The organism is Edwardsiella sp. EA181011 (genome assembly GCF_000800725.1).
Classification (GTDB): Bacteria; Pseudomonadota; Gammaproteobacteria; order Enterobacterales; family Enterobacteriaceae; genus Edwardsiella; species Edwardsiella anguillarum.
In genome coordinates, this window is record NZ_CP011364.1 from 3,579,636 (window position 1) to 3,606,034 (window position 26,399).

Annotated in this window: 26 protein-coding genes and 2 pseudogenes; 21 read left to right on the forward strand and 7 right to left on the reverse strand. The window is 58.0% G+C overall.

Annotated elements, in window-relative coordinates; translation table 11 throughout:
• Positions 1-4 precede the first annotated feature (4 nt).
• The 7 genes from QY76_RS15855 (at position 5) to guaD (ending at position 5,006) form a co-directional block, all read left to right on the forward strand.
• The gene (locus QY76_RS15855) at positions 5-271 is read left to right on the forward strand and encodes an EscG/YscG/SsaH family type III secretion system needle protein co-chaperone (protein WP_034171818.1); all 267 of its coding nucleotides are present in this window, start codon (positions 5-7) and stop codon (positions 269-271) included.
• Positions 268-519 (forward strand): type III secretion system inner rod subunit SctI, encoded by a 252-nt coding sequence (gene sctI / locus QY76_RS15860; protein WP_034171819.1) that lies wholly within the window; start codon positions 268-270, stop codon positions 517-519. Before QY76_RS15855 ends, sctI begins: the two co-directional genes overlap by 4 nt.
• Positions 516-1,247 carry a type III secretion system inner membrane ring lipoprotein SctJ gene (gene sctJ, locus QY76_RS15865; RefSeq protein WP_034171820.1) on the forward strand — a complete coding sequence of 244 codons (732 nt, stop codon included), beginning with the start codon at positions 516-518 and terminating at the stop codon, positions 1,245-1,247. Before sctI ends, sctJ begins: the two co-directional genes overlap by 4 nt.
• Positions 1,244-1,798: a type III secretion system domain-containing protein gene (locus tag QY76_RS15870; RefSeq protein WP_034171821.1), complete on the forward strand. Its 555-nt coding sequence runs from the start codon at positions 1,244-1,246 to the stop codon at positions 1,796-1,798. The genes sctJ and QY76_RS15870 overlap by 4 nt, the downstream gene beginning before the upstream one ends.
• Positions 1,795-2,460 (forward strand): type III secretion protein, encoded by a 666-nt coding sequence (locus QY76_RS15875; RefSeq protein WP_045426333.1) that lies wholly within the window; start codon positions 1,795-1,797, stop codon positions 2,458-2,460. Before QY76_RS15870 ends, QY76_RS15875 begins: the two co-directional genes overlap by 4 nt.
• Positions 2,453-3,481 carry an HrpJ domain-containing protein gene (locus QY76_RS15880; protein WP_034171823.1) on the forward strand — a complete coding sequence of 343 codons (1,029 nt, stop codon included), beginning with the start codon at positions 2,453-2,455 and terminating at the stop codon, positions 3,479-3,481. Before QY76_RS15875 ends, QY76_RS15880 begins: the two co-directional genes overlap by 8 nt.
• A 175-nt stretch (positions 3,482-3,656) precedes the next feature.
• Positions 3,657-5,006 (forward strand): guanine deaminase, encoded by a 1,350-nt coding sequence (gene guaD, locus QY76_RS15885; protein WP_045426336.1) that lies wholly within the window; start codon positions 3,657-3,659, stop codon positions 5,004-5,006.
• A 140-nt stretch (positions 5,007-5,146) separates the two neighbouring features.
• Here guaD and QY76_RS15890 read toward each other — a convergent pair whose 3' ends face one another.
• The 3 genes and pseudogenes from QY76_RS15890 to QY76_RS15900 all read right to left on the reverse strand — a co-directional run bounded on the left by QY76_RS15890 (position 5,147) and on the right by QY76_RS15900 (position 6,878).
• Positions 5,147-5,437, reverse strand: coding sequence for a pentapeptide MXKDX repeat protein (locus QY76_RS15890; RefSeq protein WP_034171824.1), 291 nt, complete (start codon positions 5,435-5,437; stop codon positions 5,147-5,149).
• A 44-nt stretch (positions 5,438-5,481) separates the two neighbouring features.
• Complete coding sequence (locus QY76_RS15895; RefSeq protein WP_045426339.1) at positions 5,482-6,270, reverse strand: molybdopterin-dependent oxidoreductase; 789 nt, start codon at positions 6,268-6,270, stop codon at positions 5,482-5,484.
• A 9-nt stretch (positions 6,271-6,279) separates the two neighbouring features.
• Positions 6,280-6,878, reverse strand: a pseudogene (locus QY76_RS15900) (cytochrome b/b6 domain-containing protein).
• 445 nt (positions 6,879-7,323) lie between these two features.
• Here QY76_RS15900 and QY76_RS15905 point away from each other — a divergent pair.
• On the forward strand, positions 7,324-7,503 hold the full coding sequence (locus QY76_RS15905) for a hypothetical protein (protein WP_034171827.1): 180 nt from the start codon (positions 7,324-7,326) through the stop codon (positions 7,501-7,503).
• A 68-nt stretch (positions 7,504-7,571) separates the two neighbouring features.
• Here QY76_RS15905 and phnX read toward each other — a convergent pair whose 3' ends face one another.
• Together phnX and phnW are read right to left on the reverse strand one after the other, a co-directional pair.
• On the reverse strand, positions 7,572-8,381 hold the full coding sequence (gene phnX / locus QY76_RS15910; RefSeq protein WP_034171828.1) for a phosphonoacetaldehyde hydrolase: 810 nt from the start codon (positions 8,379-8,381) through the stop codon (positions 7,572-7,574).
• Positions 8,382-8,389: 8 nt separating this feature from the next.
• Positions 8,390-9,493, reverse strand: coding sequence for a 2-aminoethylphosphonate--pyruvate transaminase (gene phnW, locus QY76_RS15915; protein WP_034171829.1), 1,104 nt, complete (start codon positions 9,491-9,493; stop codon positions 8,390-8,392).
• A gap of 140 nt (positions 9,494-9,633) precedes the next feature.
• Between phnW and phnR the strand changes: the two genes are divergently transcribed.
• From phnR to phnV, 5 genes and pseudogenes are all read left to right on the forward strand, one after another.
• Positions 9,634-10,356 carry a phosphonate utilization transcriptional regulator PhnR gene (phnR, locus tag QY76_RS15920; protein WP_045426342.1) on the forward strand — a complete coding sequence of 241 codons (723 nt, stop codon included), beginning with the start codon at positions 9,634-9,636 and terminating at the stop codon, positions 10,354-10,356.
• A gap of 143 nt (positions 10,357-10,499) precedes the next feature.
• A complete protein-coding gene (phnS, locus tag QY76_RS15925; protein ID WP_045426345.1) occupies positions 10,500-11,513 on the forward strand; it encodes a 2-aminoethylphosphonate ABC transporter substrate-binding protein in 1,014 nt (337 codons plus the stop codon).
• Positions 11,514-11,518: 5 nt separating this feature from the next.
• A pseudogene (gene phnT / locus QY76_RS15930) lies at positions 11,519-12,627 on the forward strand (2-aminoethylphosphonate ABC transport system ATP-binding subunit PhnT).
• 2 nt (positions 12,628-12,629) lie between these two features.
• The gene (gene phnU, locus QY76_RS15935; protein ID WP_034171833.1) at positions 12,630-13,499 is read left to right on the forward strand and encodes a 2-aminoethylphosphonate ABC transporter permease subunit; all 870 of its coding nucleotides are present in this window, start codon (positions 12,630-12,632) and stop codon (positions 13,497-13,499) included.
• Positions 13,493-14,290, forward strand: coding sequence for a 2-aminoethylphosphonate ABC transport system, membrane component PhnV (gene phnV / locus QY76_RS15940; RefSeq protein WP_045426361.1), 798 nt, complete (start codon positions 13,493-13,495; stop codon positions 14,288-14,290). Before phnU ends, phnV begins: the two co-directional genes overlap by 7 nt.
• A gap of 110 nt (positions 14,291-14,400) precedes the next feature.
• Here phnV and dsdA read toward each other — a convergent pair whose 3' ends face one another.
• Positions 14,401-15,729 carry a D-serine ammonia-lyase gene (gene dsdA, locus QY76_RS15945; protein WP_045426364.1) on the reverse strand — a complete coding sequence of 443 codons (1,329 nt, stop codon included), beginning with the start codon at positions 15,727-15,729 and terminating at the stop codon, positions 14,401-14,403.
• Positions 15,730-15,746: 17 nt separating this feature from the next.
• Entirely contained in the window at positions 15,747-17,084 is a 1,338-nt protein-coding gene (gene dsdX, locus QY76_RS15950; protein WP_034171836.1) for a D-serine transporter DsdX, read from the reverse strand.
• A 226-nt stretch (positions 17,085-17,310) separates the two neighbouring features.
• On the opposite strand from dsdX, the gene dsdC reads away from it, so the two are divergent.
• From dsdC to QY76_RS15990, 8 genes are all read left to right on the forward strand, one after another.
• A complete protein-coding gene (gene dsdC / locus QY76_RS15955) occupies positions 17,311-18,252 on the forward strand; it encodes a DNA-binding transcriptional regulator DsdC (protein ID WP_034171837.1) in 942 nt (313 codons plus the stop codon).
• A 680-nt stretch (positions 18,253-18,932) separates the two neighbouring features.
• Positions 18,933-20,348, forward strand: coding sequence for a tryptophanase (tnaA, locus tag QY76_RS15960; protein WP_034171838.1), 1,416 nt, complete (start codon positions 18,933-18,935; stop codon positions 20,346-20,348).
• An 84-nt stretch (positions 20,349-20,432) separates the two neighbouring features.
• Positions 20,433-21,683 carry a low affinity tryptophan permease TnaB gene (gene tnaB / locus QY76_RS15965; RefSeq protein ID WP_045426372.1) on the forward strand — a complete coding sequence of 417 codons (1,251 nt, stop codon included), beginning with the start codon at positions 20,433-20,435 and terminating at the stop codon, positions 21,681-21,683.
• A 1,363-nt stretch (positions 21,684-23,046) separates the two neighbouring features.
• The gene (locus tag QY76_RS15970; protein ID WP_034171840.1) at positions 23,047-23,436 is read left to right on the forward strand and encodes a hypothetical protein; all 390 of its coding nucleotides are present in this window, start codon (positions 23,047-23,049) and stop codon (positions 23,434-23,436) included.
• A gap of 64 nt (positions 23,437-23,500) precedes the next feature.
• Positions 23,501-24,559 (forward strand): class I SAM-dependent methyltransferase, encoded by a 1,059-nt coding sequence (locus tag QY76_RS15975; RefSeq protein ID WP_034171841.1) that lies wholly within the window; start codon positions 23,501-23,503, stop codon positions 24,557-24,559.
• 66 nt (positions 24,560-24,625) lie between these two features.
• Positions 24,626-25,351 (forward strand): beta-ketoacyl synthase chain length factor, encoded by a 726-nt coding sequence (locus QY76_RS15980; protein ID WP_045426375.1) that lies wholly within the window; start codon positions 24,626-24,628, stop codon positions 25,349-25,351.
• On the forward strand, positions 25,348-26,160 hold the full coding sequence (locus QY76_RS15985; RefSeq protein ID WP_034171843.1) for a 1-acyl-sn-glycerol-3-phosphate acyltransferase: 813 nt from the start codon (positions 25,348-25,350) through the stop codon (positions 26,158-26,160). Before QY76_RS15980 ends, QY76_RS15985 begins: the two co-directional genes overlap by 4 nt.
• Positions 26,141-26,398, forward strand: coding sequence for a phosphopantetheine-binding protein (locus QY76_RS15990; RefSeq protein WP_034171844.1), 258 nt, complete (start codon positions 26,141-26,143; stop codon positions 26,396-26,398). The genes QY76_RS15985 and QY76_RS15990 overlap by 20 nt, the downstream gene beginning before the upstream one ends.
• Position 26,399: the final 1 nt, after the last annotated feature.

The window sequence follows — 26,399 nt, forward strand, 5'->3', positions numbered from 1 at the left end:
TGCCATGGATACGCTGTCTGTCCCCCGCCTCGTCGTTGAGGCGGGCTTTGCCGCCGTTAACTGCGGGATGCGGGCCGAAATGCACGACATTCTCAATGCGCTGCCCGACTGGATCGACGATCCCGACCAGATTACCCGCTGCGAAGCCATTCTGCTGTTCGGACTGGGGCGCAGGAAGGCGGCCTCGGCCCGCCTGGCGATGTTACCGCCGGACGACTGCCTGCCGCTGCGCGCGCTGCTTACGCCCACCACTCAGGAGAAAACGGTATGAATATCGATGCCATTAATGCTATCGGACAGGCGCTGACCCGCGGAACGGCAGAGGCGCAAGATCCGGTTCCCCTGCCCGCCCAGCAGCGCTTTGCCGCCCTGATGAACGCGCCGCAGGCCGGCGATTCGCCGGATTCCCTGCTGGCGATCCAGGGCACCCTGAATGAGCTGGCCGTCGGGGTCGACCTGACCGCCAAGGTCGCGGGATCCGTGGCCCAATCCATCAATAAGCTGGTGAATCCGTCATGAAAATTATTCCATGGATACTGCTATTCGGCCTGTTGCCCCTGCTGAGCGGATGTAAAAGCGAGCTGTACAGCAAGCTGGATGAAAAAGAGGCGAATCAGATGATGGCCCTGCTGATCTACAACAACATTCCGGCCGATAAGCGGGTGGAAAAAGAGGGGGTGACCCTGCTGGTCGAGCGGGAGCGCTTTGTCGATGCCGTCGAGGTGCTGCGCCAAAACGGCCTGCCGCGCCGTAAAACCGTCACCATGCAGGAGCTGTTTCCCAGCGGACAGCTGGTTACCTCCCCCGAACAGGAGGAAGCCAAGCTCAACTTTCTTAAAAGCCAGCAAATTGAAAAGATGCTTGGTAGCATGGATGGCGTCATTAATGCCGAGGTCTCGGTAGCTGAGCCGCGCATCATCGTCGGCGAGGCGCCGCCCCAGGCCTCCGCGGCGGTCTTCATTAAATACAGCCCCGAAATCAACCTCCCCGCCAGAGAGGCGGAGATCCGGGCCCTCATCCACAATGGTATTCCAGGGCTCGCGCCGGATCGCATCAGCGTGACCCTGCAGCGGGCAGAATACCGCTATCAGCCTCCGGCCGCCGTCGCGACGGAGGATCATAAAATCACGCTGTACGGCCACCCGCTGCCCAAAGAGGCGCTGGTCGCCGCAGCCTGCACCCTCCTGTTTGGCCTGCTCGTTAGCCTGCTCCTGTGGCTGCGACGCCCCGCAAGGAGCACACCATGACCCCCGCTCGGCAGCATCTGTACCAGATCTGGCACCAGCCTGGGCACATCATCGATCCTGCATGGTGGGGGGCGCTGGGGCTGCACTGCTGGCAGTCGATCTACCGTGATAGCCCGCTGGCGCGGCCTGCGCTTGATACGCTGCTACGCCAGCGCCTGGGGCAAAGCGGCCTGCCGCCCACGCTGACACCGCTATCCGGCGATCTGCTGTCCAGCGCCGAGCGCCGCGCGACGCTGCTGCTGGCCATGGGACTCTGGGCCCTGGAGGCCGGAGGGCTGCTGCTGCTCAAGCCCTACCGCGAGACGCTCTCCGACGCATTGGATCCGCTCAGCATCGGACAGCTGCAGGTACTGCTGCCCTATGGCGCCGCGCCGCAGGCCCTACCGCCCGCGTCGCTGTGTCAGCGGGCCAGGGAGCTCGGCAGCGCCTGGCTGAGTCAGGCGCCGGATCCTGCGCTGCGCGCCTGCCGACTCTACGCGCCCCCGTCCCAGGGCGCGGCCCCCGCGGGATCGCCCATCCCCATACTGCAAAAGCTAGCGAGGTGGCTATGAACAATCCGCTGCACCTTCCGTTTACGACCCTCCCCGGCGCCCTGCCGGGCCACGGGTATCTCACGGCACAGCGCCTGCAAGAGCGGGAAGAGGCGCAGTGCGCCATCGCCGCATCGCTGCGCCAGGCTGAAGATCACGCCGGTGCGATACGAGCCGCGGCCGATGATCTTCTGGCCCAGGCCAAGACGCAGGCGCAGCAGGTGCGGGAGCAGGCGCTGCGGGAGGGGGAGCGTTTGGCCCGGCAAAAGCAGGAGGAGGCCATCGCCGCCGCCGTACAGTGGCTGTGCCACGAGCAGGATCTGGAGCAGCATCTGGCCGATCAGCTCGCGCAGCGCTGGCGTCAGCTGACGGCCCAAGCCATCGAGGAGCTCTTGGGGAAACAGGACCAGAACGCGCTGCTTATTCGGAGAGTCAATCAGCTGGTGATCCGTCGCTTCGCTCAGGGACGTCTCACCCTGAGCGTACCACCCTCGGCCATGGCGCACGCCCAGGCCGCCTGGGCCGACAGCCCACGGATCGCCGTCACCGCCGATCCCACCTTGCAAGGGGGTCAGGCGCTGCTGGACGATGGGCTGCTGCGCATTCACCTGGATAGCCAGGCACAGCAGTCACGCCTGCTGCAGCTGCTCAGGGATACCTGCGGCGGGAGGCAATATGCTTAACATTCACTCCGCCTCGTTGGCCCCCACCGAACGGCAAACGCTCGTACCGCATGCCGCGCCAGGTCCGGATAACAGCGCATCCGTCATCGCGCAGGCGATGGTGGAGCTGAGTGAAAGCCAGAGTGATGCCTTAGAGGAGACCCAGGAGGATCTGAGCTTTGCGCTGGGGGGACGCCTGCGCGAACTGCGCAACGGCAAAGAGCAGGAGTCAAGCAGCCGTGAGCGGGTGCTCATGCACAAGCTGGTGGCGGAGGTGGCCATGGTTGCGGAGGAGGATCTCAGCGATCTGAACGACGACAACGCCTGGCAGCACGCGCCCCAGCTGCTGAGCGCCCTGCAGGCGCAGTATCCGGCACCCGGCGCGGCCGCCCTGCATCTGGCCGCCTGGCTGGCCCACCGGCAGCCGGGGGCCAGGCTGCGCAGCAGAATGGAGGCGGCGCTGGCCAGCCTGATGGCGGACGATCAAACGGCCATCGCGCTGTTTGCCACGCTGGAGTTTGGCACCGTGACGCCGGGCCTGCGCCAAGAGCTACTCCAGCTCTATCACCGCGCGCTGGCCCCCCGCCGCCAGATCTCCCAGTGGCTGAACCTGCTAGGAGAGCGGCAGCAGCGCCGCAAAAAAATACGCGCCATGCTGCACCTCTTAGCCTACGCGCTTTCCGCCAGCGGCCAGCCGATCGTCGGCAGCCATCTGGCCGCCGTCATTGACGATCTGCGCCAGCTACTGCGTCTGCTCGGCCTAGAGGACTACTGCGATCGCGCCGCCGCGGCGCTGGGCATGCCGGCCATTAGCGGTGAAGGGCTCATGCTGCTCGTGGTACAGCTGATCGAGCAGATATGGCTTAACGCCGATACGCTGGCCGAAATGTTACCGCCGCAGGCCGAGCTGGATCGCTATCGGCTCCTGCAATCGCTGGGCAAGCTGATACAGCTGCTGCCGGACGCATGCTTTAACGACGCGGACCATCGCCTGCAGCTAGATGAAGCCATTCATAGCCTTAGCGATAGTATCGTCTCTTGATCTATTTTATCCCGGCGGAAGTCTCTCTGCCGCACGGCGCCAGCGCCGGCCGTATTGATATCCGTGGCGAAAACAATCGCGCCGGCGCACTAAAAAAGATCCAGTGCCGCCCATCCATATAAAAATAAACCAAACACCAACATAATATCGAATCAGATAAACGTCCCTGCCACCGATGCTATTATTTTATGCTTCCACCAACAATAACGAGACTATCCTTGTGAACCAAGCAACATCAGCCATTCGTTCTAGTTTTCTCCATTTCTTTAGTAATCCGGCAAAAACAGACAATCTCAGCGACTCATTTGAATTTATTCAAGATGGATTACTTATAATTAAAGAGGGTAAAGTCGTTGAGTGCCGCCCCTACCATCATAGCGATGCGTATAATTATAAAAACATTGATGATAAAACCGGTTGTCTGATTACCCCGGGGTTTATCGATACCCATATTCACTATCCACAGAGTGAAATGATCGGCGCCTATGGTGAGCAATTGTTGGAGTGGCTAGAGAAATATACCTTTCCAACAGAAAAAAAGTTTGCCGATCCGGCCTATGCCCAACGCATTGCGCATATTTTTGTCAATGAACTACTCGGCAATGGAACCACCACCGCCCTGGTCTTTGGCACCGTGCACCCACAGTCGGTAGATGCGCTGTTTGAGGAGGCCCTGAGCAAAAATATGCTGCTGATCTCCGGCAAGGTCATGATGGACAGAAACGCCCCCGACTACCTGCTTGATACCGCAGAATCGGCCTACCAAGACAGCGAACGGTTGATTCAGAAATGGCACAACAAGGGCCGGCTGAAATATGCGATTACGCCACGCTTTGCCCCAACCTCTACGCCAGAGCAGCTGCGTCTGGCTGGAAAGCTGAAAGAAAAATATCCAGATACCTATGTCCACACCCATCTCTGTGAAAACCACAGTGAGATTGCCTGGGTTGCCGAGCTGTATCCCGAGCAGGAAAACTACTTCCAAGTTTACCGCCATTATGGACTCGCCGGGAAAAAATCGGTATTCGCTCATGCGATTCACCTCAGCGACGCAGAGTGGGACGGCATCGCTAAAACGGACTCGGCCATCGCATTCTGCCCGACCTCCAATCTCTTTTTAGGCAGCGGCCTATTCAATCTGGCCAGGGCGCAAAATCATCACATTCGGGTGGGGTTGGGAACCGATATCGGCGCGGGAACCAGCTTCTGCCAATTAGACTCCCTGTGCGAGGCCTATAAAATCACCCAGCTCGCGGGAGGCGCGCTGTCAGCGTTTATGGGATTTTATCTGGCGACCCTCGGCGGTGCCGTTGCCCTCAGCCTTGAGGCGCAGGTAGGGAATTTTACCGCGGGGAAAACGGCCGACTTTACGGTTATCGACTGGCACACCGATGAGATACAAAAGCTGCGTATGGATAATACGACTACATTAGAAGACAGGCTGTTTGCACTGATGATCATGGGGGGCAAACAGAATATTAAAGAGACCTATATTGCCGGTAACCAGCAGTATCAACGTGCGTAATATCCTCCGTCAAACGGCGCAGGGGCTCCCCCCCGCGGCGCGACACAAGATATCCTAATAGAAAAACGCCCTATTGCCGGGGGAGCGGCGATAGGGCGTAGTAGAAAGACACAGAATAAAATAAAGCCGCTGGCGCGGGGTTACATACCTTTATTCATCTCATCCTTGGCCATGCTATCTTTTTTCATGCTGTCTTTTTTCATACCATCTTTCTTCATGCCATCTTTCTTCATGCCATCTTTCTTCATGCCATCTTTCTTCATACCATCTTTCTTCATGCCATCTTTACCCATATTATCATGGGACATCGCGCTCTCTTGCTTCATGCCATCATGACCCATATTATCTTTGGCCATGCCGTCTGCGGCATAGGCTGCGGAGAAGGCCATCATCAGAGAACCCGCCAGTACCGTTGCGATTACTTTTTTCATTTTTCCATCCTTATCTTATTTGAGGAAGTACTGCATTAAAAAGATCAGCTGCCGCCAAACCAGTTGTAGCCCTGATCTTCCCAATAACCACCGGGGAATCGGTTGGTTATTTCTATGGAAACGATATGCTTTGGATTTTTATAGCCCAGCTTGGTCGGAATACGCAGCTTCATCGGATAGCCATACTCCGGTGGCAGCCGCTGCCCATCCCAGGAGAGCGCCATAATGGTCTGCGGGTGCAGCGCGCTCGCCATATCAATGCTGGTGTAATAGTCATCGGCGCAGCGAAAGCCAACGTATTTCGCCTGGGTCTGTGCGCCGATCAGCTGCAGGAAGTCAGCGAAGCGCACGCCGCCCCAGCGCCCGATGGCGCTCCACCCCTCAACGCAGATATGGCGGGTAATCTGCTCATGCTGCGTCAGCTGATACAGCTCCGCTAGGCGCCAGCTCCGGGTATCCCGCACCAGCCCGCGAACCTCTAGCCGGTAGTCATCTCCCGCGATGTCGGGAATCTCCTCCTCGCCATAAAACGCATTAAAGGGAAAGGGGCGCGTGATCTCGCTCGGCGTATACTCCGGCGCCAGGCGCTGCCCGCTGAATAGCCAGCCCTGTACCCGATCGTTAAACCGGGACATACGGTTGAGAACGCTCTCTACGTCGGGATTTTCGCTGAGATCGCACCCGGTCAGCAGGGCGATGCCGCCCAGCGTCAAGCCTTGCTGCAGAAAACGGCGGCGCGACGATCCGCCCAGGCGGCGGGCAACCAGACGCTGCGCCTCCTTCACCAGCGCATCACCATCACCGACGGATAAATCGATGTTGCTCTTCTTCATCGTCGCTCCTTAGCGTCCGCGTAACATCGCCAGCAACGTTTTAGGAACCAGCGCCACCATCACCACATGCACCACGAGGAAGGCGCACACGAACGCCATGGCATAAAAGTGGATATAGCGCGCCGCCTCATACCCGCCCAGCAGCCCACGCAGCAGCGGAAACTGCACAGACTTCCACAGCACCAGACCGGAAAGCAGCAGTACGATGGCGGCGCCGATGGCCGACAGATAGGCACACTTCTGCACCGCGTTATAATGGCGCGGATCGTCATGGGCCAGGCGGCCGCGCAGCGCGTCTGCCATATCCTGTCCCAGCTGCCGCAGCGATATCGGCCAAAAGCGCCGACGAAAACGGCCGCCGATCACGTTGATGGTCAGATACACCACGCCATTAAGGGCAAACAGCCACATGGCGGCAAAGTGCCACTGCAGGGCACCGCCCAACCATCCCCCAGGGTGTATTGCTTGGGAAAATAGAAATCAAACAGCGGTGAGGCGTCATAAATCCGCCATCCGCTCAGGATCATTAAAAAGATGGCGATGGCATTAATCCAGTGACACAGCCGTAGCCATAGCGGATGGACATTCACTACCTTTGCGCCGCTCATCCGGTCGCTCCTGCATGTAGGGGAATAGTTGCAGTCTACCCCACGGCGAAAAGTTAAATCCTTAAACAAAACGTTATAAGTTTTCGCCCTAAAAGCGCCCCTGGTTGTATTGTCGTTGATAAATCTATAGCGGTATTCCTCAACGTATTAGCCATAGGAATTAAAACACCGATAATTATTCCTTATGGGTAGGATGATCAGTAGATAAATAATGAGGCGAGACGTACAGGGTCATGCTACGGCAGGGTGCACGGCGCCAATCGTCATCCCCATACCGTGTCGGGACAACGCCCATGGCCAGGTCGCCGCAGGAAGACGCAGGCCCGTCAAAAATCCACGCCGCCGATAGCGTCGGCGCCCATGTTAAGTTAAATACGCGGGCGGAATAATCACCGTCGATACTGAGCGACATGAATCCAAACGCTAAAAGGGCGTTTATAGCAAGATGAAATATGTTCTTCTTTCCACACTGTTGTTACTCATCAACGGCTGCGCCACGGTGCCCTCGGTCAGCATGCCGCGGGAGAATAACCCGCAGGGCGGTGAAACCAGCGTTTCAGATAAAGAGGCATCCAGCGCCAACGATGGCCGCTCGCTCACCGTTGAGCCACAGCGGCACGGATAACAGAAACAGACAAGGGCACCACACCGATGCCCTTGTCACGCTCGGCGAATCACGCCAACGCAACCCGCTTACGGCCGCTCGCCCCGCGTCAGGCGCGCATTGATTTGCGCTATCACGCCCGGCAAGTCTGCCAGCGTATCCACAACATAGTGCGCACCGGCGGCGTACAGCTTGGCGGCGGCCCGTTCGCGGCGCTGCGCAACCTCCGCCGCCGGCATCGCCAAGAACGCCTCCCGAGTTGCGCCAAACGCATTACCGGATACCGCCAGCCCGACGCTCCACATGCCCGCATTGATTCCCTCTACAATCCCCGGGGCTGCGTCATCGACCTTCACGCAGTGGGCAACGGAGTCTATCCCCAGCGCAATCACATTCTGCAGCGCCATCCAGGGGCCTGGGCGCCCGCCGGCGGCGAGATCGTCGGTCGCCACCCAGTTATCGGGCGAGTAACCATAGGCCGCGGCGGCGGGAACCAGTTTCTCCATTACCGCGCGGGGATAGCCGGAGCAAGAGCCAATGCGGATCCCCTCGGCCCGCAGCTGCGCCACCGTGTCGACAACGCCGTCAATGGGGGCGGCAAAATTGACAACGCTCGCGATTTGTAGCGGCATAAACGCCGCATAGATGGCATCGATATCGTCGGCCGTCATGGCTCGCCCCCACTTAGCCTGCCAACGGGCGGCCACGGCGGGAAGCTTACCCAGCGCGTCAATATGCTGCCACTTGCCCAGCCCCATTGGCACCCGCGCTTCGTCAAGGGTAATCTCAACGCCGAATGCCTGGCGGAATGCCTCGACAAAAATCTGCGTCGGCGCAAAAGAGCCAAAGTCGACCGTGGTCCCAGCCCAGTCAAGAATCACTGCATTAATACGCTTCATCATGCTCCTTATTTATGCCAGTACATGGCATTATCGATAGCGTTCAGCAAAGCCGTGATGTCCGCGGCATAGACCTCGCCAATGTTGCCAATGCGGAAACAGTCACTTTGTGACACCTTGCCTGGATAGATAACAAAACCCTGCGCCTTCAGGCGGGTATAAAAGTCGTCAAAGCGGTACTGCGGATGCGTGGGGGAATAAAATGCCGTGATGATAGGCGAATGCAGCGCGGCCTCCAGTAGCGGGGTAAATCCCAGCCTCTGCATACCGGCCACCAGCTGACGCTGGCTATCGCGATAGCGCCGATAGCGCGCGGCAATGCCGCCCTCCTCGGCAAGCTCTTTCAACGCCTGGGCAAACGCCAGTACGGTGTGGGTCGGGGAGGTAAAACGCCACTTACCGTGGTTATCCCGCATACAGACCCATTGGGCATACAGATCCAGCGACAGTGACCGGGATCGGCCGGCGCACAGCGCCAGTTGCTCCTCACGGGCAATAACAAAGGCAAAGCCGGGAACCCCCTGAATACATTTATTGGCGGAGCTTATCAGAAAGTCGATCCCCAGCGCGGCGACATCCAACGGGATACCGCCAAAGCTGCTCATTGCGTCAACGATATAGGTCTTACCATAGCGCCGGGCCAGCGCGCCCAGCGCCGCAATGGGGTTCAATATTCCCGTGGTGGTTTCGCAGTGGACCATCGCAATATGGGTTATCGCGCCGTCATCCTTAAGGATCGCCTCAACGGCGTGGGGATCCGGGCTTGCCACCTCGCCGCAGTCATACACATGATGGGCGATCCCCATACGCTCGGCCATCTCTGCCATACGGGCGCCATAGGCGCCGTTGCTGACAATCAGCACCTTGCCGTGCTGGCCAATCACGCTGCCCAGCACGGCTTCAACGGCATAGCTGCCGCTGCCCTGCAGCAGTACGGACGTATAGCCCGCCTCCGCCGTTGCCAGCGCGGTCAATTGGCGGCGAACCTGCTCTACCACCCCCAGATTGTAATCATCATCCCAGGTACAACTGTCGAACAGCATCGCTTCTTTCACGGTACGCGAGGTGGTCAACGGCCCGGGCGTCAGCAGCAGATAGTTACGTGAAGTCATGTTATTTGCCTTTGGTCTATACCAGATTTACATTTATCATGACGATCTTTACGGCACAGGGTCAAAGGGAAAATCGGGTTGCAACAAAAAATTCATCAACGTCTGTATAATGACGGCAGGAAAAACGGCAGTGAGTCACCATGAAATCTATTCCCGGCGAGACACCTCAATATCTATTGATTAAGGCCGAACTGCAGGCATGTATTCGGGACGGCGCATTAAGCAGCGGCGATAAGCTGCCCTCGGAGCGTGAGCTATGTGCGCGCTTTAACACCACGCGCATTACCATCCGAGAAAGCCTGGCGCAGTTAGAGGCCAGCGGGATCATTTGGCGTGCCGATAGGCGAGGCTGGTTCGTGACGCCGGATCGCTTATGGCTGGACCCCACCCAAAACACCAATTTCCATCGGCTCTGCCGTGAGCAGGGACGCCAGCCAAAAACGAGGCTACTCAATGGGATAGTGACCGATGTACCCGCGGGAGCACGGGCCGCGCTACAGCTGCAGTCCGTTGATAAAATTTACCTGCTGGCCCGCCTGCGCTATGCCGATGATCGGGCTATCTGCTATTGCGAAAACCATTGCCTGCCGGCCCGGGTGCCCGAACTGCTGCAATACGATCTCAACGGCAGCCTGACGGAGATATATGAGAAGCACTACGGCCTGCGCTATACCAGCATGCATTTGTCATTTTACCCCACGGCGATGCCGCCTCAGGCCGCCCAGGCGTTGGGCGTGATGGAGGGGCGGCCCGCGCTGTTGCTACGCCGCCTCAACTATGACCAATATGGCCGCATACTCGATCTGGACATCGAATACTGGCGTCACGACAGCCTGCGCATTGAGGTAGATACCGCCCCTTAGTCTCCCCAACGCCGCCCGCGCTCTGCCGCTGCGGCGGCGAAAAATAGCGTGCCTTCATCGTATTGTCATAAAAGCCGTTTAGCGTAACAGCGAAAATCTGGTATAGGCCAGATGAGTTTAACGCATGCAATGAGGCTATCTCGATGAAACGCTCCCGACTCGCACTGCTCTCCGCTCTCACCCTTGCCGCCGCGCCGGTATGGGCAGGCTCTACGGTAACGGTTTACTCTATCGATGGTTTACATGATGGGGACAATAGCTGGTATCAAGCGCAATTTAAGGCATTTACCCAAGCGACCGGGATCACCGTCCGCTACGTGGAGGGCGGCGGCGGCGTTGTGGTTGAACGGCTGGCGAAAGAGCGCACGAACCCACAGGCCGACGTACTGGTAACCGCCCCGCCGTTTATTCAGCGCGCCGCCGCCGAAAACCTGCTGGCCGGCTTTACCTCGGATGCCGCGGAGCAGATCCCGGGCGCCAACGATCGCAACTCCCCTTTGGTGCAAAACTACCTGAGCTTTATCTACAACGGCCAGCGGCTGAAAACCGCCCCGGCACGCTGGCAGGATCTGCTCGACAGCAAGTACAAAAACAAGCTGCAGTACTCCACGCCCGGTCAGGCCGCTGACGGCACCGCCGTGATGCTCCAGGCCTTTCACAGCTTTGGCAGCAAAGAGGCCGGTTTTGACTATCTCCGCCAGCTGCAGGCCAATAACATCGGCCCGTCTGCCTCGACCGGCAAGCTCACCGCCCTGGTCAATAAAGGCGAGCTCTACGTCGCCAACGGCGACTTACAGATGAACCTGGCGCAGATGCAGCGCAACCCGAACGTAAATATCTTCTGGCCCGCCGATGCCAAGGGGGAGCGCAGCGCATTATCGATTCCGTATGTCATCGGCCTAGTTCAGGGTGCGCCGGAAAGCGAGAACGGCAAAAAGCTAATTAACTTCCTGCTCAGCAAGGAGGCGCAAACCAGCGTCAGCGCCCTCTCCTGGGGAATGCCGGTACGCGGCGATGTGTCACCGCAGGATGCCAACTATATGATGGCCAAGGCCATGCTTGAGGGCGTGAAAAGCTGGCAGCCGGACTGGGATGAGGTCGCGCGTTCGCTGTCAGCCGACATCGCCCGCTGGCATAAAGTGACCGATAGCGAGTAAGCATTATGCTGATGAAATCCACCGCTATCCCAACACCGGCGCAGCAGGGCGCCTCCGGTATTACCTTTGACGCCCTGCGCGTGGCATACCACGGCAACGTGGTTCTTAAACCGCTTTCACTGACCATTGAACCAGGCGAGGTCCTGGCGCTGATCGGCCCCTCCGGCTCGGGAAAAACGACGGTGCTGCGGGCGCTGGCGGGTTTTGTTCAGCCGACGGGCGGACGTATTGTCATTGGCGGTACCGACGTTACCCACCTGCCGCCGTATAAACGGGGTCTGGCGATGGTGGTACAAAACTATGCGCTGTTTCCCCACCTCCGGGTAGAGGATAACGTCGCGTTTGGACTGCGCGCACAAAAGCAGCCTAAAGCGCTGATTAACGATCGCGTCAGCGACGCGCTGAGGACGGTCGGGATGAGCGATTATGCGGCCCGTTATCCCCACCAGCTCTCCGGCGGCCAACAGCAGCGCGTAGCCATTGCCCGGGCGATTGCCGTGCGCCCCCGCGTGCTGCTGCTGGATGAGCCCCTGTCAGCGCTGGATGCGCAGATCCGCCACACGATGGTGGAAGAAATAGCCCGCTTACACCGAGAGCTGCCCGAGCTGACCATCCTTTATGTCACCCACGATCAGACCGAAGCCCTCACGCTGGCGGATAAGATAGGCATAATGAAAGACGGCACCATGATAGCCCACGGCGAAACCCGCTCGCTGTATCACCACCCCCCAATCGTTTTGCGGCAGAGTTCCTCGGGCGGGCGAACATTATCCCGGCTACAGCCCTGAGCGTCACCCCGACGCCCGGTATGGTCAGCGTAAGCTGCGCAGGCGCCATCATCAATGCCTTTAGCCGAGGCGGTCAGCATGGATACCACAAACTGCTGTGCATTCGCCCGCAGCATATCAGCCTGGCGCCGCGCACGGCGAACAGCAACCGCCTGAACGCCACGCTGCAGTCGGTACACTGGCAGGGCGACTTAACCCATTTGCTGTGCGATGTGGCGGGAGAGTCCGTACGTATAGTCATGACCCAGGTCAGCCCCATGCCACAGCCCGGTGACAGCCTGGCGCTGTGGTTTGAGCCTGACGATGCGGTTCTCATTGAGGTATAACGATGTCGCTTTTTATGACACTGGAAAGATCCCGCCCCGTGCTGCGCCCGCTGCGCTGGCTGGCGCCGCCGCTGCTGGTGCTGGCGACCCTGTTTCTCTACCCCTTGCTGCTCATTGCAGAGCAGGCCCTGAGCACGCCTCATGGGGGAATGGGCTTGGAGAGCCTCTGGCAGGTCGTGGAGTCCAGGCGCTTTACCGGCGCGCTGATCAATACCCTGCAAATTGCCTTTTTCGCCACCGCCGGCTGCCTTCTGTTGGGCAGTGTGCTGTCGCTTATCCTGGTCTTTATCCCTTTTCCGGGAAGCGAGCTGATCGGCCGGGTCGTCGATACGTTTATCGCCCTGCCAACCTTCCTTATCACCCTGGCGTTTACCTTTATTTACGGCTCCGCCGGGTTACTCAACGGCACGCTGATGCAGCTGTTCGGCTTTGAGCTACCGCCGGTAAGCTTTCTCTACTCTCTGCAAGGGGTGATCCTCGCCGAGATAACCGTTTTTACCCCCCTGGTCATGCGCCCGCTGATGGCCGCCCTGCGGCAAATCGACAAAAGTCAGCTGGAGGCCGCCAGCATCCTGGGGGCCCGCCCGCACCAGATAATAGCCCGAGTCATCTTTCCGGCGGCGCTGCCCGCCCTGCTGGCGGGCGGCAGCCTGTGCCTGCTGCTCACGACCAATGAGTTCGGCATTGTGCTGTTTATTGGCGCCAAGGGCGTCAATACGCTGCCGATGATGGTCTACAGCAAAGCCATCCTGGAGTCGGATTACGGCGTCGCCTGTATGATTGCGCTGATCAATATTCTGCTCTCGCTGGGGCTGTTTTCCCTGTATCGCCTGGCCGTCTCGCGCACCCACCTAAGGAGCCAACCATGCTGATTTGGTCTCGCAAAGGGCGCATCGCCGCCGGCGTCGTGGCAACGACGCTCTTTACCGTGATCTTCTTTCTTCCGCTGCTGGTCATTCTGATGTCCAGCCTCAGCCAGCAGTGGAACGGCATTCTGCCCAGCGGATTCACGCTGATGCACTTTGTGAATGCGTTTCGCGGCGCCGCATGGGACGCCCTGCTGGCCAGTCTGGTGGTCGGCTTTTGCGCCAGCCTGTTTGCCCTGCTGTGCGGCGTATGGGCGGCCCTGGCCCTGCGCCAATACAGCGCCAGGGCGCAAAAATGGCTCAGCCTAGCGTTTTACCTGCCAAGCGCTATCCCCTCGGTCTCCGTGGGGTTGGGGATTCTGGTCGCGTTCAGCCAAGGGCCGCTACAGATGAATGGAACACTATGGATTGTCCTGGCCGCCCACTTTGTACTGATTTCGGCCTTTACCTTCAGCAACGTCTCCACGGGGTTAGCCCGCCTGCCGGCAGACATTGAACATGTGGCATCCAGCCTCGGCGCAACGCCGTGGTATCGTCTGCGCCACGTCACGCTGCCGCTGCTGATGCCCTGGATGATCTCGGCGCTGGCGCTGAGCTTATCGCTCTCGATGGGGGAGCTGGGCGCCACGATGATGATTTACCCGCCGGGGTGGTCCACACTGCCCGTCGCTATTTTTAGCCTGACCGACCGCGGCAATATTGCCGACGGCGCGGCGCTGACAATTGTGCTGGTAGCCATTACGCTCTGTTTAATGATAAAGCTGGAAAGGGTGGCAGGCCGCCTGGGCAAAAAATGATCGCGGCGAGGCCGTAAACCGAAAAACGGCGGCGCCGCGTTACCGACGCCGCAGGGCGTTAAAAGCGCGGCCGCCCGGCAACGAAACGCCGCCGGACAGCCGCCCGCGCGTCAGCGTCCTTTCGCCAGGTACTGCGCCATCTCGCGTTCAGGCACCATGCCGCCGCCGGTCGCCCACACCAGATGGGTCGCCTGCGCCAGCTGCTGCTCGCCGAAGTGGTGCATCCGCGGATACTCCGCCGAGGCGCAGACATGGACAGGTCCCGCCATACCGGCCAGCGCCGAGGGCTCCAGACGAATGCCCTCCTCCTGCGCCAGCCAGCCCAGCATGTTATACAGGCTCTGATCGTCGAGCGTATAGCAGCCGTCCAGCAGGCGCTCCATGGCCCGCCCCACAAAGCCAGAGGCGCGGCCAACGGCCAGTCCATCCGCCGCCGTCAGATTATCGATCCCCAGATCCTGCACGGCGATGGCGTCATGCAGACCGGTATACACCCCCAGCAGCATGCAGGGAGAGTGGGTCGGCTCGGCAAAGAAGCAATGTACGTTGTCGCCGAAGGCCAGCTTCAGGCCAAACGCGACCCCACCGGGACCGCCGCCGACGCCGCACGGCAGGTAGACGAACAGCGGATGATCGGCATCGACCGTACGCCCCTGCGCGGCAAACTGCGCCTTCAGCCGCTCGCCGGCCACCGCGTAGCCCAAAAACAGGGTGCGGGAGTTCTCATCGTCGATAAAGAAGCAGTTGGGATCGGACTCCGCCGCCTTACGTCCCTGCTCTACCGCCACCCCGTAGTCCTCGTCATACTCCACCACCGTCACACCGTGGCTACGCAGCTTGGCCTTCTTCCACTCACGGGCATCGGCCGACATATGAACGGTAACCTTAAAGCCCAGGCTGGCGCTCATAATGCCGATAGACATGCCCAGATTGCCGGTGGAGCCAACGGCGATGCTGTACTGGCTGAAAAAGTGTTTAAACGCCGGGGTAAGCAGGATGCCGTAGTCCTGATCCGTCGTCAGCAGACCGGCCTCCAGCGCCAACTTTTCTGCGTGCGCCAGCACCTCATAGATGCCGCCGCGGGCCTTAATGGAGCCGGAGATCGGCAGATGGCTGTCTTTTTTCAGCAGCAGCTGACCGCCGATCGGCTGGCCGTACTCCTGCGCTAGACGCCGCTGCATGGCCGGGATCGCCGCCAGTTCGGACTCAATGATACCGTTGGTCGCCGCCGTCTCCGGAAACGCCTTGGCCAGATAAGGGGCAAAGCGGGCCAGGCGATCGTGGGCATCTTGCACGTCCTGCGCCGTCAGACCAACATAGGGGAGTCCTTCCACCAGCGTCGTCGTCGCCGGGTTAAACCAGACGGTTTCCCGTAAATTCACCAGATCGGCCACCAACGGATACTGGGCAATAAGTGAGGTCATATTAATGTTCGTCATCATACGTCTCTTGATACTTAGATAATGAAAGAGAGCAAGAAGGTGCTTGCCAGGGCAATAATCGACGCAATAAAGGTTGCGGTCGTATAGTATTTAAAGGTTTCGTTCAGCGTTGCTCCGCAGTACTGCTTCACCAGCCAGAACAGCGAGTCCGTAACGATCGTGCAACCAATCGCGCCGGAGCCGATGGCGATCGCGATGATTTCAGGACTGACGTTGGGATACAGCGGCAACATCGGCGCCACGATCGCCGTGGCCCCCATCATCGCCACCGTCGCCGACCCCACCGCCGCATGCAGGATCAGCGCCACCAGCCAGGCCAGCAAAATCGGGTGCATATGCAGGTTAGAGAGGATCAGCGCCAGGCTGTCCGCCAAGCCACTGCTTTTTAAAATGGCGTTAAACGCACCGCCTGCGCCAATAATCAGCAGGATATTGGCAATAGCGCCGAAGCCATTTTCGGTTTGGCTCAGCAGCGTCCCCATCCCCATATGCTGACGCAGCCCCAGAATGTAATAGGCGACAAAGACGGCGATAAACATGGCGGTTATCGGATTACCGATAAACTCCAGCAGCGTATACAGCGATCCCGCCTTCGCCATATTCAGCTCGGCCAGGGTTTTTACCAGCATCAGCGCAATCGGCAGCAATACGGTAAACAGCGTGGCGCCCAGCGAGGGCAGCGTCTTTTCATCGCGCACCTGCAGATCGGCAAACTCTGCCGGGATCGCCTTAAACGGCAGGCGGTTGCCGACCAGCTTCAGGAACAGCGGCCCGCCGACCAACGAGGCGATTAAGCCAACCAGCAGACCATAGACGATCACCGTACCGATATCCGCGCCCAGCTTATTCACCACAAACAGCGCCGCCGGATGCGGCGGCACCACGCAGTGCACGGCCATCAGCGCGGTACACAGCGGGATCGCCAGCTTCAGCAGTGAGGTGTTGGTCTTCTTAGCAATGGAGAACGCCAGCGGGATCAGCAGCACCACGCCCACTTCCACAAACAGCGTAATGCCGCAGATCAGCCCCACCAGCACCATAATGACATCGGTAGAGAGCCAGCGGCAGCGCTGCAGGGTGATGCCGATACGCTCTGCCGCCCCGGAGATCTCCATCATCTTGCCCAGGATGGTGCCCAGGCCGATCACCGCCGCCAGGAACCCCAGCGTGCTGCCAATACCGCTCTCAATGGCGTTAACCATATCCAGCGGCCCCATTCCCATCATGGTGCCGACAAAGAAACTGGCCAGCAGCAGGGCCAGAAACGGGTGCAGTTTACATTTTATGATAGTCAGTACGATTAACACGATGCTGATCAGCAGCGTGCCCACAACCCAAATTTGCGAGTGCATATCTCACCTTACCCTGTAATTAACCCGGTGCTATTGAACAAAGAAACCGCATCGGCTGACAAACGATATAATTGGCGGCTCACATGAGGAAAACAGATGCAATGGCGTGACCGGCATCAAATAAAACGCAGGGAATAGAAAATAAGTCAGAAACGCTCATCAATATGATGAAATATGCAGCAAATTTCTTTACACTCCCTTCCTTCGCACCCTGCCTGATGACGCCATGGAATCGCTACGAGAAGTCAGAAACCGCCCCCTTAACGGCTGGCAGCTTGCCAAGCTCCATACCTTTGAGGTCGCCGCCCGTCACCAGTCCTTCGCCCTGGCCGCGGCCGAGCTCTCCCTGAGTCCCAGCGCCATCAGCCATCAAATCACCCAGCTGGAGGCCGATCTGGCTATTCTGCTGTTCGTGCGCTCGCACCGAAAGGTCGAGCTGACGCCGGAGGGCAAGCGGGTATACTGGGCGCTAAAGTCATCGCTGGATGTCCTGAACCAGGAGCTCCTGGACATCAAAAACCAGCGTCTTTCCGGCACCCTGACGGTCTACTCCCGCCCCTCCATCGCGCAGTGCTGGCTGGTGCCCGCCCTGGGCGACTTTGCCCGGCGCTACCCCTCGATTTCGCTGACGATCCTGACCGGCAATGACAACGTCAACCTGCAGTGGTCGGGGGTTGATGTGGCCATCTATTTTGACGACGCCCCCTCGGCACAGCTGAGCCACCATCTCCTGATGGATGAGGCCATCCTCCCCGTCTGCAGCGCCGACTACGCCCGGCAGTTCAACCTGCTAAACGCGCCGCACCATCTGCAGCACTGTACGCTGCTGCACGACAGGCAGGCCTGGAGCAACGATTCCGGCACCGATGAGTGGTTCGGCTGGGCGCAGCATTTTGCCGTCCCCCTGCCGCCCGCCGCCGGCATTGGATTCGACCGTTCCGATCTAGCGGTCATCGCCGCGATGAACCATATCGGGGTGGCCATGGGGCGTAAGCGGCTGGTGCAAAAGCGGCTCGACAGCGGCGAGCTGATCGCCCCCTTCGGCCAAATGGCGCTACAGTGCCATCAGCACTACTATGCCACCACCCTGCCGGGACGCCAGTGGCCCAAAATCGACGCCTTTATCGGCTGGCTACAGCAGCAGGCACAGCGGGGAGCGCAGCGCTGAGATCCGCCGCCGCGACCCGGAGCAGACCGCCGCCGCGCAGCGATGCCAACATCCGCGCCTTTATCCCTCCACTGCGCCAACACTTCGCTATCCCCCTGAGCAATATCGGCGGCGGAACCAGCACGATCCACGCCGCGCCCGCCCGCTCAAAAACTGGTGTGACATAACAGGCGCTATACAGGATGGGGGCGACGCGGCGTCATATTCCCCGCGGTGCTCCACCGATGATGATCACCCAAGAAATTACCCCGCCATGCCAACGATAACCGCCACACCGGCTTGGCCTGAAAAATACCTGAGTTAAATTATGGCGCGTGAATCCCATCACAATTAACCAATATAACAATAGACAAATAAAGTCGCCGTGTGCATTTTATAGTCACAGCGTTCACTAAGGATGTTTGCATATCATGAAAAAACTATGTGAAACAAATATTCCTAGCAAGTGGTTTAATCTCGACACCATCCTCGTCGAATTCTTTTCCTAATCTCCCATCCTGACACCTTTGGCAAACTCGCATAGGATAACGCCATGCGGGATTGACTCTATGCGAACGTGCACCACGGCATAACTGTTTTATTATGTCCGCTCCGCTTCGCTATATATTTTATTTATCTACAGTGTTCTTCTCCGCCGGAAAAGAACACTCCCTACCTGTATATTTAAAAGGGTGAGCAAAATGGATAACTTTAAACATTTACCAGAACCATTCCGTATTCGCGTTATTGAACCGGTAAAAAGAACGACTCGCGAGCATCGCGAGCAGGCGATCGCCGCATCGGGGATGAACCCTTTCCTGCTGGATAGCGAAGACGTGTTTATCGATCTGCTGACCGACAGCGGCACCGGCGCCGTCACGCAGAATATGCAGGCCGCGATGATGCGCGGCGACGAGGCATACAGCGGCAGCCGCAGCTACTACGCGCTGGTCGACGCCGTTAAGCAGATCTTTGGCTATCAATACACCATCCCCACCCACCAGGGGCGCGGCGCCGAGCAAATTTATATTCCGGTGCTGATCAAGAAGCGTGAGCAAGAGAAGGGATTGGATAGAAACAAGATGGTGGCCTTCTCCAACTATTTCTTCGATACCACCCAGGGCCATAGCCAGATCAACGGCTGCACTATCCGCAACGTCTACATCGAAGAGGCCTTCGATACCGCCGCACGCCATGACTTTAAAGGTAACTTCGACATCGACAAGCTGGAGCAAGGCATCCGCGAGGTCGGGGCCAACAACGTACCGTATATCGTGGCGACGATCACCTGTAACTCGGCGGGCGGCCAACCGGTCTCCATCGCCAACCTGAAGGCGATGTACGCCGTTGCGCAGAAATACGAGATTCCGGTGGTGATGGACTCCGCCCGCTTCGCCGAAAACGCCTACTTCGTCCAGCAACGCGAGGCGGAATACCGCGACTGGAGCATTGACGCGATCACCCGCGAAACCTACAAGTTTGCCGATATGCTCGCCATGTCGGCGAAGAAAGACGCCATGGTGCCGATGGGCGGCCTGCTGTGCTTTAAAGATGAGCGCTTCTTCGATGTCTACACCGAATGCCGCACGCTGTGTGTGGTGCAAGAGGGCTTCCCGACCTATGGCGGCCTGGAGGGGGGCGCCATGGAGCGCCTGGCCGTCGGGCTACACGATGGCATGAACCAGGATTGGCTGGCCTACCGCATCACCCAGGTGCAATACCTGGTCGATGGGCTGGAGGCGATCGGCATCACCTGCCAGCAGGCTGGGGGCCACGCCGCCTTCGTCGATGCCGGTAAGCTGTTACCGCATATCCCCGCCGAGCAGTTCCCGGCCCAGGCATTGGCCTGTGAACTGTATAAGGTTGCGGGTATCCGAGCCGTCGAAATCGGCTCCTTCTTACTCGGCCGCGACCCGAAAACCGGTCAACAGCTGCCCTGCCCCGCCGAGCTGCTGCGCCTGACCATTCCGCGCGCCACCTATACCCAGACGCACATGGACTTTATTATCGAGGCATTCCAACAGATCAAGCAGAGCGCCAAAAATATTAAAGGACTGGAATTTATTTACGAACCGAAGGTGCTCCGCCACTTCACCGCCAAATTAAAAGAAGTCTAAACCAAAAATAGGGGCCTGCGCACCATGCGTAGGCTCTTCTCCGCCAACAAGAAATCATCACGCTCTGAATAAGAGGAGAATCTTATGGAGCCGGAGTTTAAAAACAAGCATTCTGCATTTTGGGGAATTATGGTTATCGCCGGCACCGTTATCGGCGGCGGAATGTTTGCCTTACCCGTCGATTTGGCCGGCAGTTGGTTTTTCTGGGGTGCTTTTATTTTAATCATCACCTGGTTTTCCATGCTACACTCTGGGCTCTTATTACTCGAGGCAAATTTAAATTACCCTATTGGCTCCAGTTTCAATACCATCACCAAAGATCTCCTCGGTAACACCTGGAATATCATTAACGGCATCACCGTTGCCTTCGTCCTGTATATTCTGACCTATGCCTATATCTCCGCCAACGGCGCGATCCTCAGCGAAACCATCGCCATGCAGCTAGGCCATCAGGTTAATCCTCGCCTGGTCGGCATCGCCACGGCGTTGTTCGTTGGCGCGGTACTCTGGTTCAGCTCATTGGCGGCCAGCCGGATCACCTCACTGTTTCTCGGCATCAAGATCCTCGCCTTCGTCATCGTCTTCGGCTCGTTTTTCTTCCGCGTCGACTACGCCACCCTCACCGACGCGACCGCCGGCATGGGCCAGCGCAACCACTACTTCCCCTATATCTTTATGGCGCTGCCGGTCTGCCTCGCCTCGTTCGGTTTCCACGGCAATATTCCCAGCCTGATCATCTGCTATGGCAAGCGTAAGGATAAGCTGATCAAGAGCCTGGTCTTCGGCTCGCTCCTGGCGTTGGTGATCTACCTGTTCTGGCTGTATTGCACCATGGGCAACATCCCGCGCGAGGCGTTTAAAGATATCATCGCCGCGGGCGGCAACGTCGACTCACTGGTGAAATCGTTCATCGGCACCACGCCGGGCCGGGTGATCGAGTTCTTTCTGCTGGTATTCTCTAACCTTGCCGTCGCCAGCTCCTTCTTCGGCGTCACCCTGGGGCTGTTCGACTACCTGGCCGATCTATTTAACATCGACAATTCGTCTGTCGGCCGCCTCAAGACGGTATTGTTGACCTTCATCCCGCCGGCGCTGCTCTATCTGCTGTTCCCCAACGGCTTCCTCTATGGGATCGGCGGCGCCGGGCTATGCGCCACCATCTGGGCGGTCATCGTGCCCGCCATCCTCGGGCTGAAATCACGCCAGAAGTTCCCGCAGCAGCTGTTTACCGTCTGGGGTGGCAAGGTCATCCCCGTGCTAGTGATCCTGTTTGGCCTGCTGGTCATCGCCTACTGGTTCGGCAAGGCGCTCAACCTATTGCCGGTATTCAGCTAACGCAAGGCGAATAAAGGAGAACAGAATAGCAAGCCAGAAAGCGCCTCTCACCAAGCGGGCGCACGGAGGCGCTCTTGCGCAGGCGGCGTCACCTCCTGCTGCGTCTTCAATTCGCGGCGCCTTAGACAGCGACGGCCACGGTTCTTCGCCTGATATAGCCTCTTATCGACATGATGCACCTGGGCATCGAAATCGGGCGGGATCACGCTCTGCCGGGGCAGCGGCATACCGCCGATATCGACGGTGAGATGCCCCGGCAACGCCCGATCGCTGCCGTAATCTAGCGTTTCGCGAGCTTACCCAGCCGCGCAATACGCCACAGGTCTGTTCGGCGCCGCACAAGACGATAAACGCCTCGCCGCCAAAACGGCCGCTCAGGCTTCTGGGGTCGCGGGAACGGTGAGGCAGGGCACCGGCAAAATAGCCCAAGGCCTCGCACCGATCTGATGACCTGACCGGCTCCCCATGAATGATTTTATGCTATCCGGGCCATGGACATCCGGCCCGTAGGTGGTGGGGTCAGCAGTCAGTAAGGGCGGGATAAGAGTCCATCCCCCATCGCGCGGATCGTCGCGAGCCATCGTTCGATAGGTTGTGGAAACTGATGGTTACTATAGCCCGGATGATTCAGGGACACCGACTCGCATGTCGCTCCCCCTCGGCTGTTGATAACCAATACGGCAGCCTAACTCAGCGCGACAATAAAAATGCAGTCAATATGCTCCACACCACCCGAAAATATCGCTGCAAATTAACTCATCAAAAAACTGAGCCGGCGCCACCCCCACAATTATAACCTTGGCAGGATAATGAAATGACGGTAGACAGCCCGTTTTATCGAGCCATCCACGGTTAGGATTTTCCGGCAGGTTGCCTAGGTTCCCACAGGGGAACATCCGGCATGAGGCCCGACGCACCGAACACCGCCTCATTAGCGTGCTAAAGTCTCTCGCCTACGCGCGTACCGTCAAAGATATCTACCGCGCGACGAAAATATTTGCAGCCTTATATTCCAGATAGAAAGCAACATACGATGAGATGAAACCTCTGATATCAAAAGAATAAAATCTTTTATCAAAACAAAGCCAAAAGCCTCGGGGGAAAACAGCAACGGTCAAAGCGCTATTAACCATCCAGAAATCAAATTATATCACCCGGTTAATATCCCCCACCCGCCGCTGAGGCGCCATTACGCCCTCGAGTAATCTCATCAATACATTTATGGAAAAGCATTGTTAATACCTATATCCCTCTTGGGAGTAATCCCAAATTTAATGTGTATTGATATTAATATTTGTTTTTATTTACATCAAAGTGATACAATATGTGTAATTCGGATTTATAATACAAAGACGGAGTATATATGAAAAAAATAGCTAAATGGGTAGCCGCATTCGCGGTCATGGGAGCCTTGGCAGGCTGCGCGCGCACCGTACCGATTGATAACGTACAGTCAACCGTCAGCGCCGGTCATACCGAAGCTCAGGTTAAAAATGCCATTCTTAAAGCGGGCGTACAGCGCCAGTGGGTCATGAACGCGGCGGGTCCAGGCGTAATTCATGCACGTCAACAGAGCCGCGGCCACGTTGCCGAAGTGCGCATCACCTACTCGGCTACCGGCTATAGCATCCAATACGACAGCAGCCTCAACCTGAAAGCCTCCGGCGGTCAAATTCACAAAACCTATAATCGCTGGGTGCATAACCTCAACAAAGATATTCAGCTCAATCTCGCCTCCGGCGCGGTTCAATAATTTGCACTAACGTTGGGCCAGCAATGGCCTGATGACTTTTTGCCCAGGATAAGCTACCTATATTATGTACGATAAGGACTCTCTCAGCGCCCTCGACGCCATCACGGAAGCGCAGCGCATTGCATTTGCGCCCATGTTGTTTCAAACCGCACTCAACCTGCGAAATACCGGGGTGTTAGCCTATCTTGATCGGCAAGGAACGCAGGGGGCAACGCTCGACGACATCGTCACTAACGGCGCGCTGAGCGAATATGCGGTGAGTGTCCTGCTTGATATGGGACTCAGTGGCCGTATCGTCATCAGCAAGGATCAACGCTACTACCTGTCGAAAGTGGGCCACTTCCTGCTGCACGACGCAATGACGCGGGTGAATATGGATTTCACTCAGGACGTCTGCTATCAGGGGCTTTTTTTCTTGGAGGAGGCCTTAAAGACGGAGAAGCCCTCCGGGCTCAAAGTCTTCAGCGACGCCGAGACCATCTACCCGGTGCTGTCGCAGCTACCATCCCCGGCGCGGGAAAGCTGGTTTGCCTTCGATCACTACTATTCTGACGTCGCATTTAACGCCGTACTACCGCATATCTTCGCAAGTCAGCCCGGAGTCCTGTACGATGTCGGTGGAAATACCGGTAAGTGGGCGCTGCGCTGCTGTCAATACGACGAAAACGTCGCGGTAACGATCCTCGATCTGCCTCCGCAAATTGAGCTTGCCCGCCAGCATGTTAAGGATGCAGGATTATCACATCGCATCGACTTCCACGCCGTGGATATGCTTAGCGATGCGCCGCTCCCCGGCGAGGCAGATATCTGGTGGATGAGCCAGTTCCTCGACTGCTTCTCTCCGCAGCAGATTATCGCCATGCTGACGCGTATGGCCGCCGTGATGAAACCCGGAGCCCGACTTTGCATCATGGAGCTCTTCTGGGATACGCAGAGATTTGAAGCAGCCGCGTTTAGCCTGAACGCCTCATCGCTCTATTTTACCTGTCTGGCCAATGGCAACAGCCGTTTTTACAGCATTGAAAAGTTTTATCGCTATCTGGAAATAGCCGGTTTCCGGGTAGAACAGCGCCTCGATAATCTCGGCGTTGGGCATACTTTATTAATATGCGAGAAACGTTAATATTCGGCGGCTTTCAGCGTCAAGGTTGATGCTGCTTGGGCCGCGACTTACCGCGGACATGCGTTGATGAAATTTGCACTAAACCTTATCGACTGGCAGGCGAGAGCGCCAGGACTGAGCGAAACGTCACAGTGGCAGCAGTGGTCACAGCAGCCCTTTGCCATCGATCCCCGCGCGACTCAGGCAAAACTGACTGAACTACCGATGATGACCGCCCGGCGACTGAGCTCCGGCAGCAAACTCGCCGTCGAATGCGGCCTGGCCATGCTGCGCCGGCATGACATCGACGCGGTGCTCTACACCAGCCGCCATGGGGAGCTGGAGCGCAACTACCGTATCCTGCAGGCGCTGGCGACCGAGCAGGCGGTCTCGCCCACGGATTTCACCATGTCGGTACACAACGCCGCGGTCGGCAACCTGACCATCGCGGCGAAGCACCCGGTGGTCACTTCATCGCTGTCTGCGGGGCGTGATACGTTTCAACAGGGGCTGTGCGAGGTCATCTGCCTGCTGCAGGCGGGCTATCAGCGCGTGCTGATGGTCGACTTTGACGGTAATTTACCGGCGTTTTATCACCCGCAGCTGCCGACACAGATGCCGACCTGGGCCTACGCCGTCGCGCTGGTGTTTGAAGCCGGTGATGCGCTGCGGTGCAGTTCGCGGCGCGCAGACGACAGCGCAGAGGCGGCTCTGCCGCAAAGCCTGCTGTTTTTACAGCATGTGCTTAATGATGCCCCATGCTTTACGCTGGCCGGCGATAACCGGCAGTGGCGCTGGAGCCGCGCGCAATGAGTCTGGTCACCCGCCTCGGTCAATTCTGGCGTCTGCTGATGACCGGAATGTGCTTCGCGCTGTTTGGCGTAGGTGGGTTGCTGCTGTCGCTGGTCTGGTTTAACCTCCTGTTACTCGTGGTGCGCAACAATAATACCCGTCGGCGCATCGCCCGGCGCAGCATCTCCCTCAGTTTCCGTTTCTTTCTGCGGGTGGCGAGGCTGACCGGGACGCTGGATTACCACATCGAGGGAGCCGCGCTGCTGCGTCAGGAACAAGGCTGCCTGGTGGTGGCGAACCACCCGACGCTGATCGATTACGTGCTTATCGCCTCCGTGATGCCGGAAACCGACTGTCTGGTGAAGAGCGCCCTGTTGAGCAACCCCTTTATCAGCGGCGTTATCCGCGCCGCGGACTACCTGGTCAATAGCCAGGCTGACGCCTTGCTGCCGCAAAGCCGACGGCGTCTGGCGCAGGGCGACACCATTCTTATTTTTCCGGAGGGCACCCGTACCCGTCCGGGAGAAAACATGTCGCTGCAGCGCGGCGCGGCCAATATCGCCATACGCTGTAACAGCGACCTGCGCATTGTGACGATTCGCTGTAGCGAACGCCTACTCGATAAACAGAGCAAATGGTATAACGTGCCCCCCAGCAAACCGCGGTTTACCGTGACGGTGGGTGAACGGCTCTACATTACCGATTATTATGATGCGAAAACACAAGAACCGGCGCTGGCGGCAAGGCAGCTTAACCGGCATCTTTTAAATAAATTACAAATCGTTGAAACACCTCTTTCAGGAATTAATGATGCAAGCGCTTTACCTTGAAATTAAAAATCTCATTATTAACACGTTAAATCTGGACGAGCTGAGCACCGATGACATCGACACCGATGCCGCGCTGTTCGGGGATGGGTTAGGTCTGGACTCTATCGATGCATTAGAGCTGGGTCTGGCGGTGAAAAATCAGTACGGCATCGTCCTGTCCGCCGAGAGCGAAGAGATGCGCCAGCATTTCTACTCCGTGGCGACGCTGGCCGCTTTTATTCATTCACAACGCGCCTGAT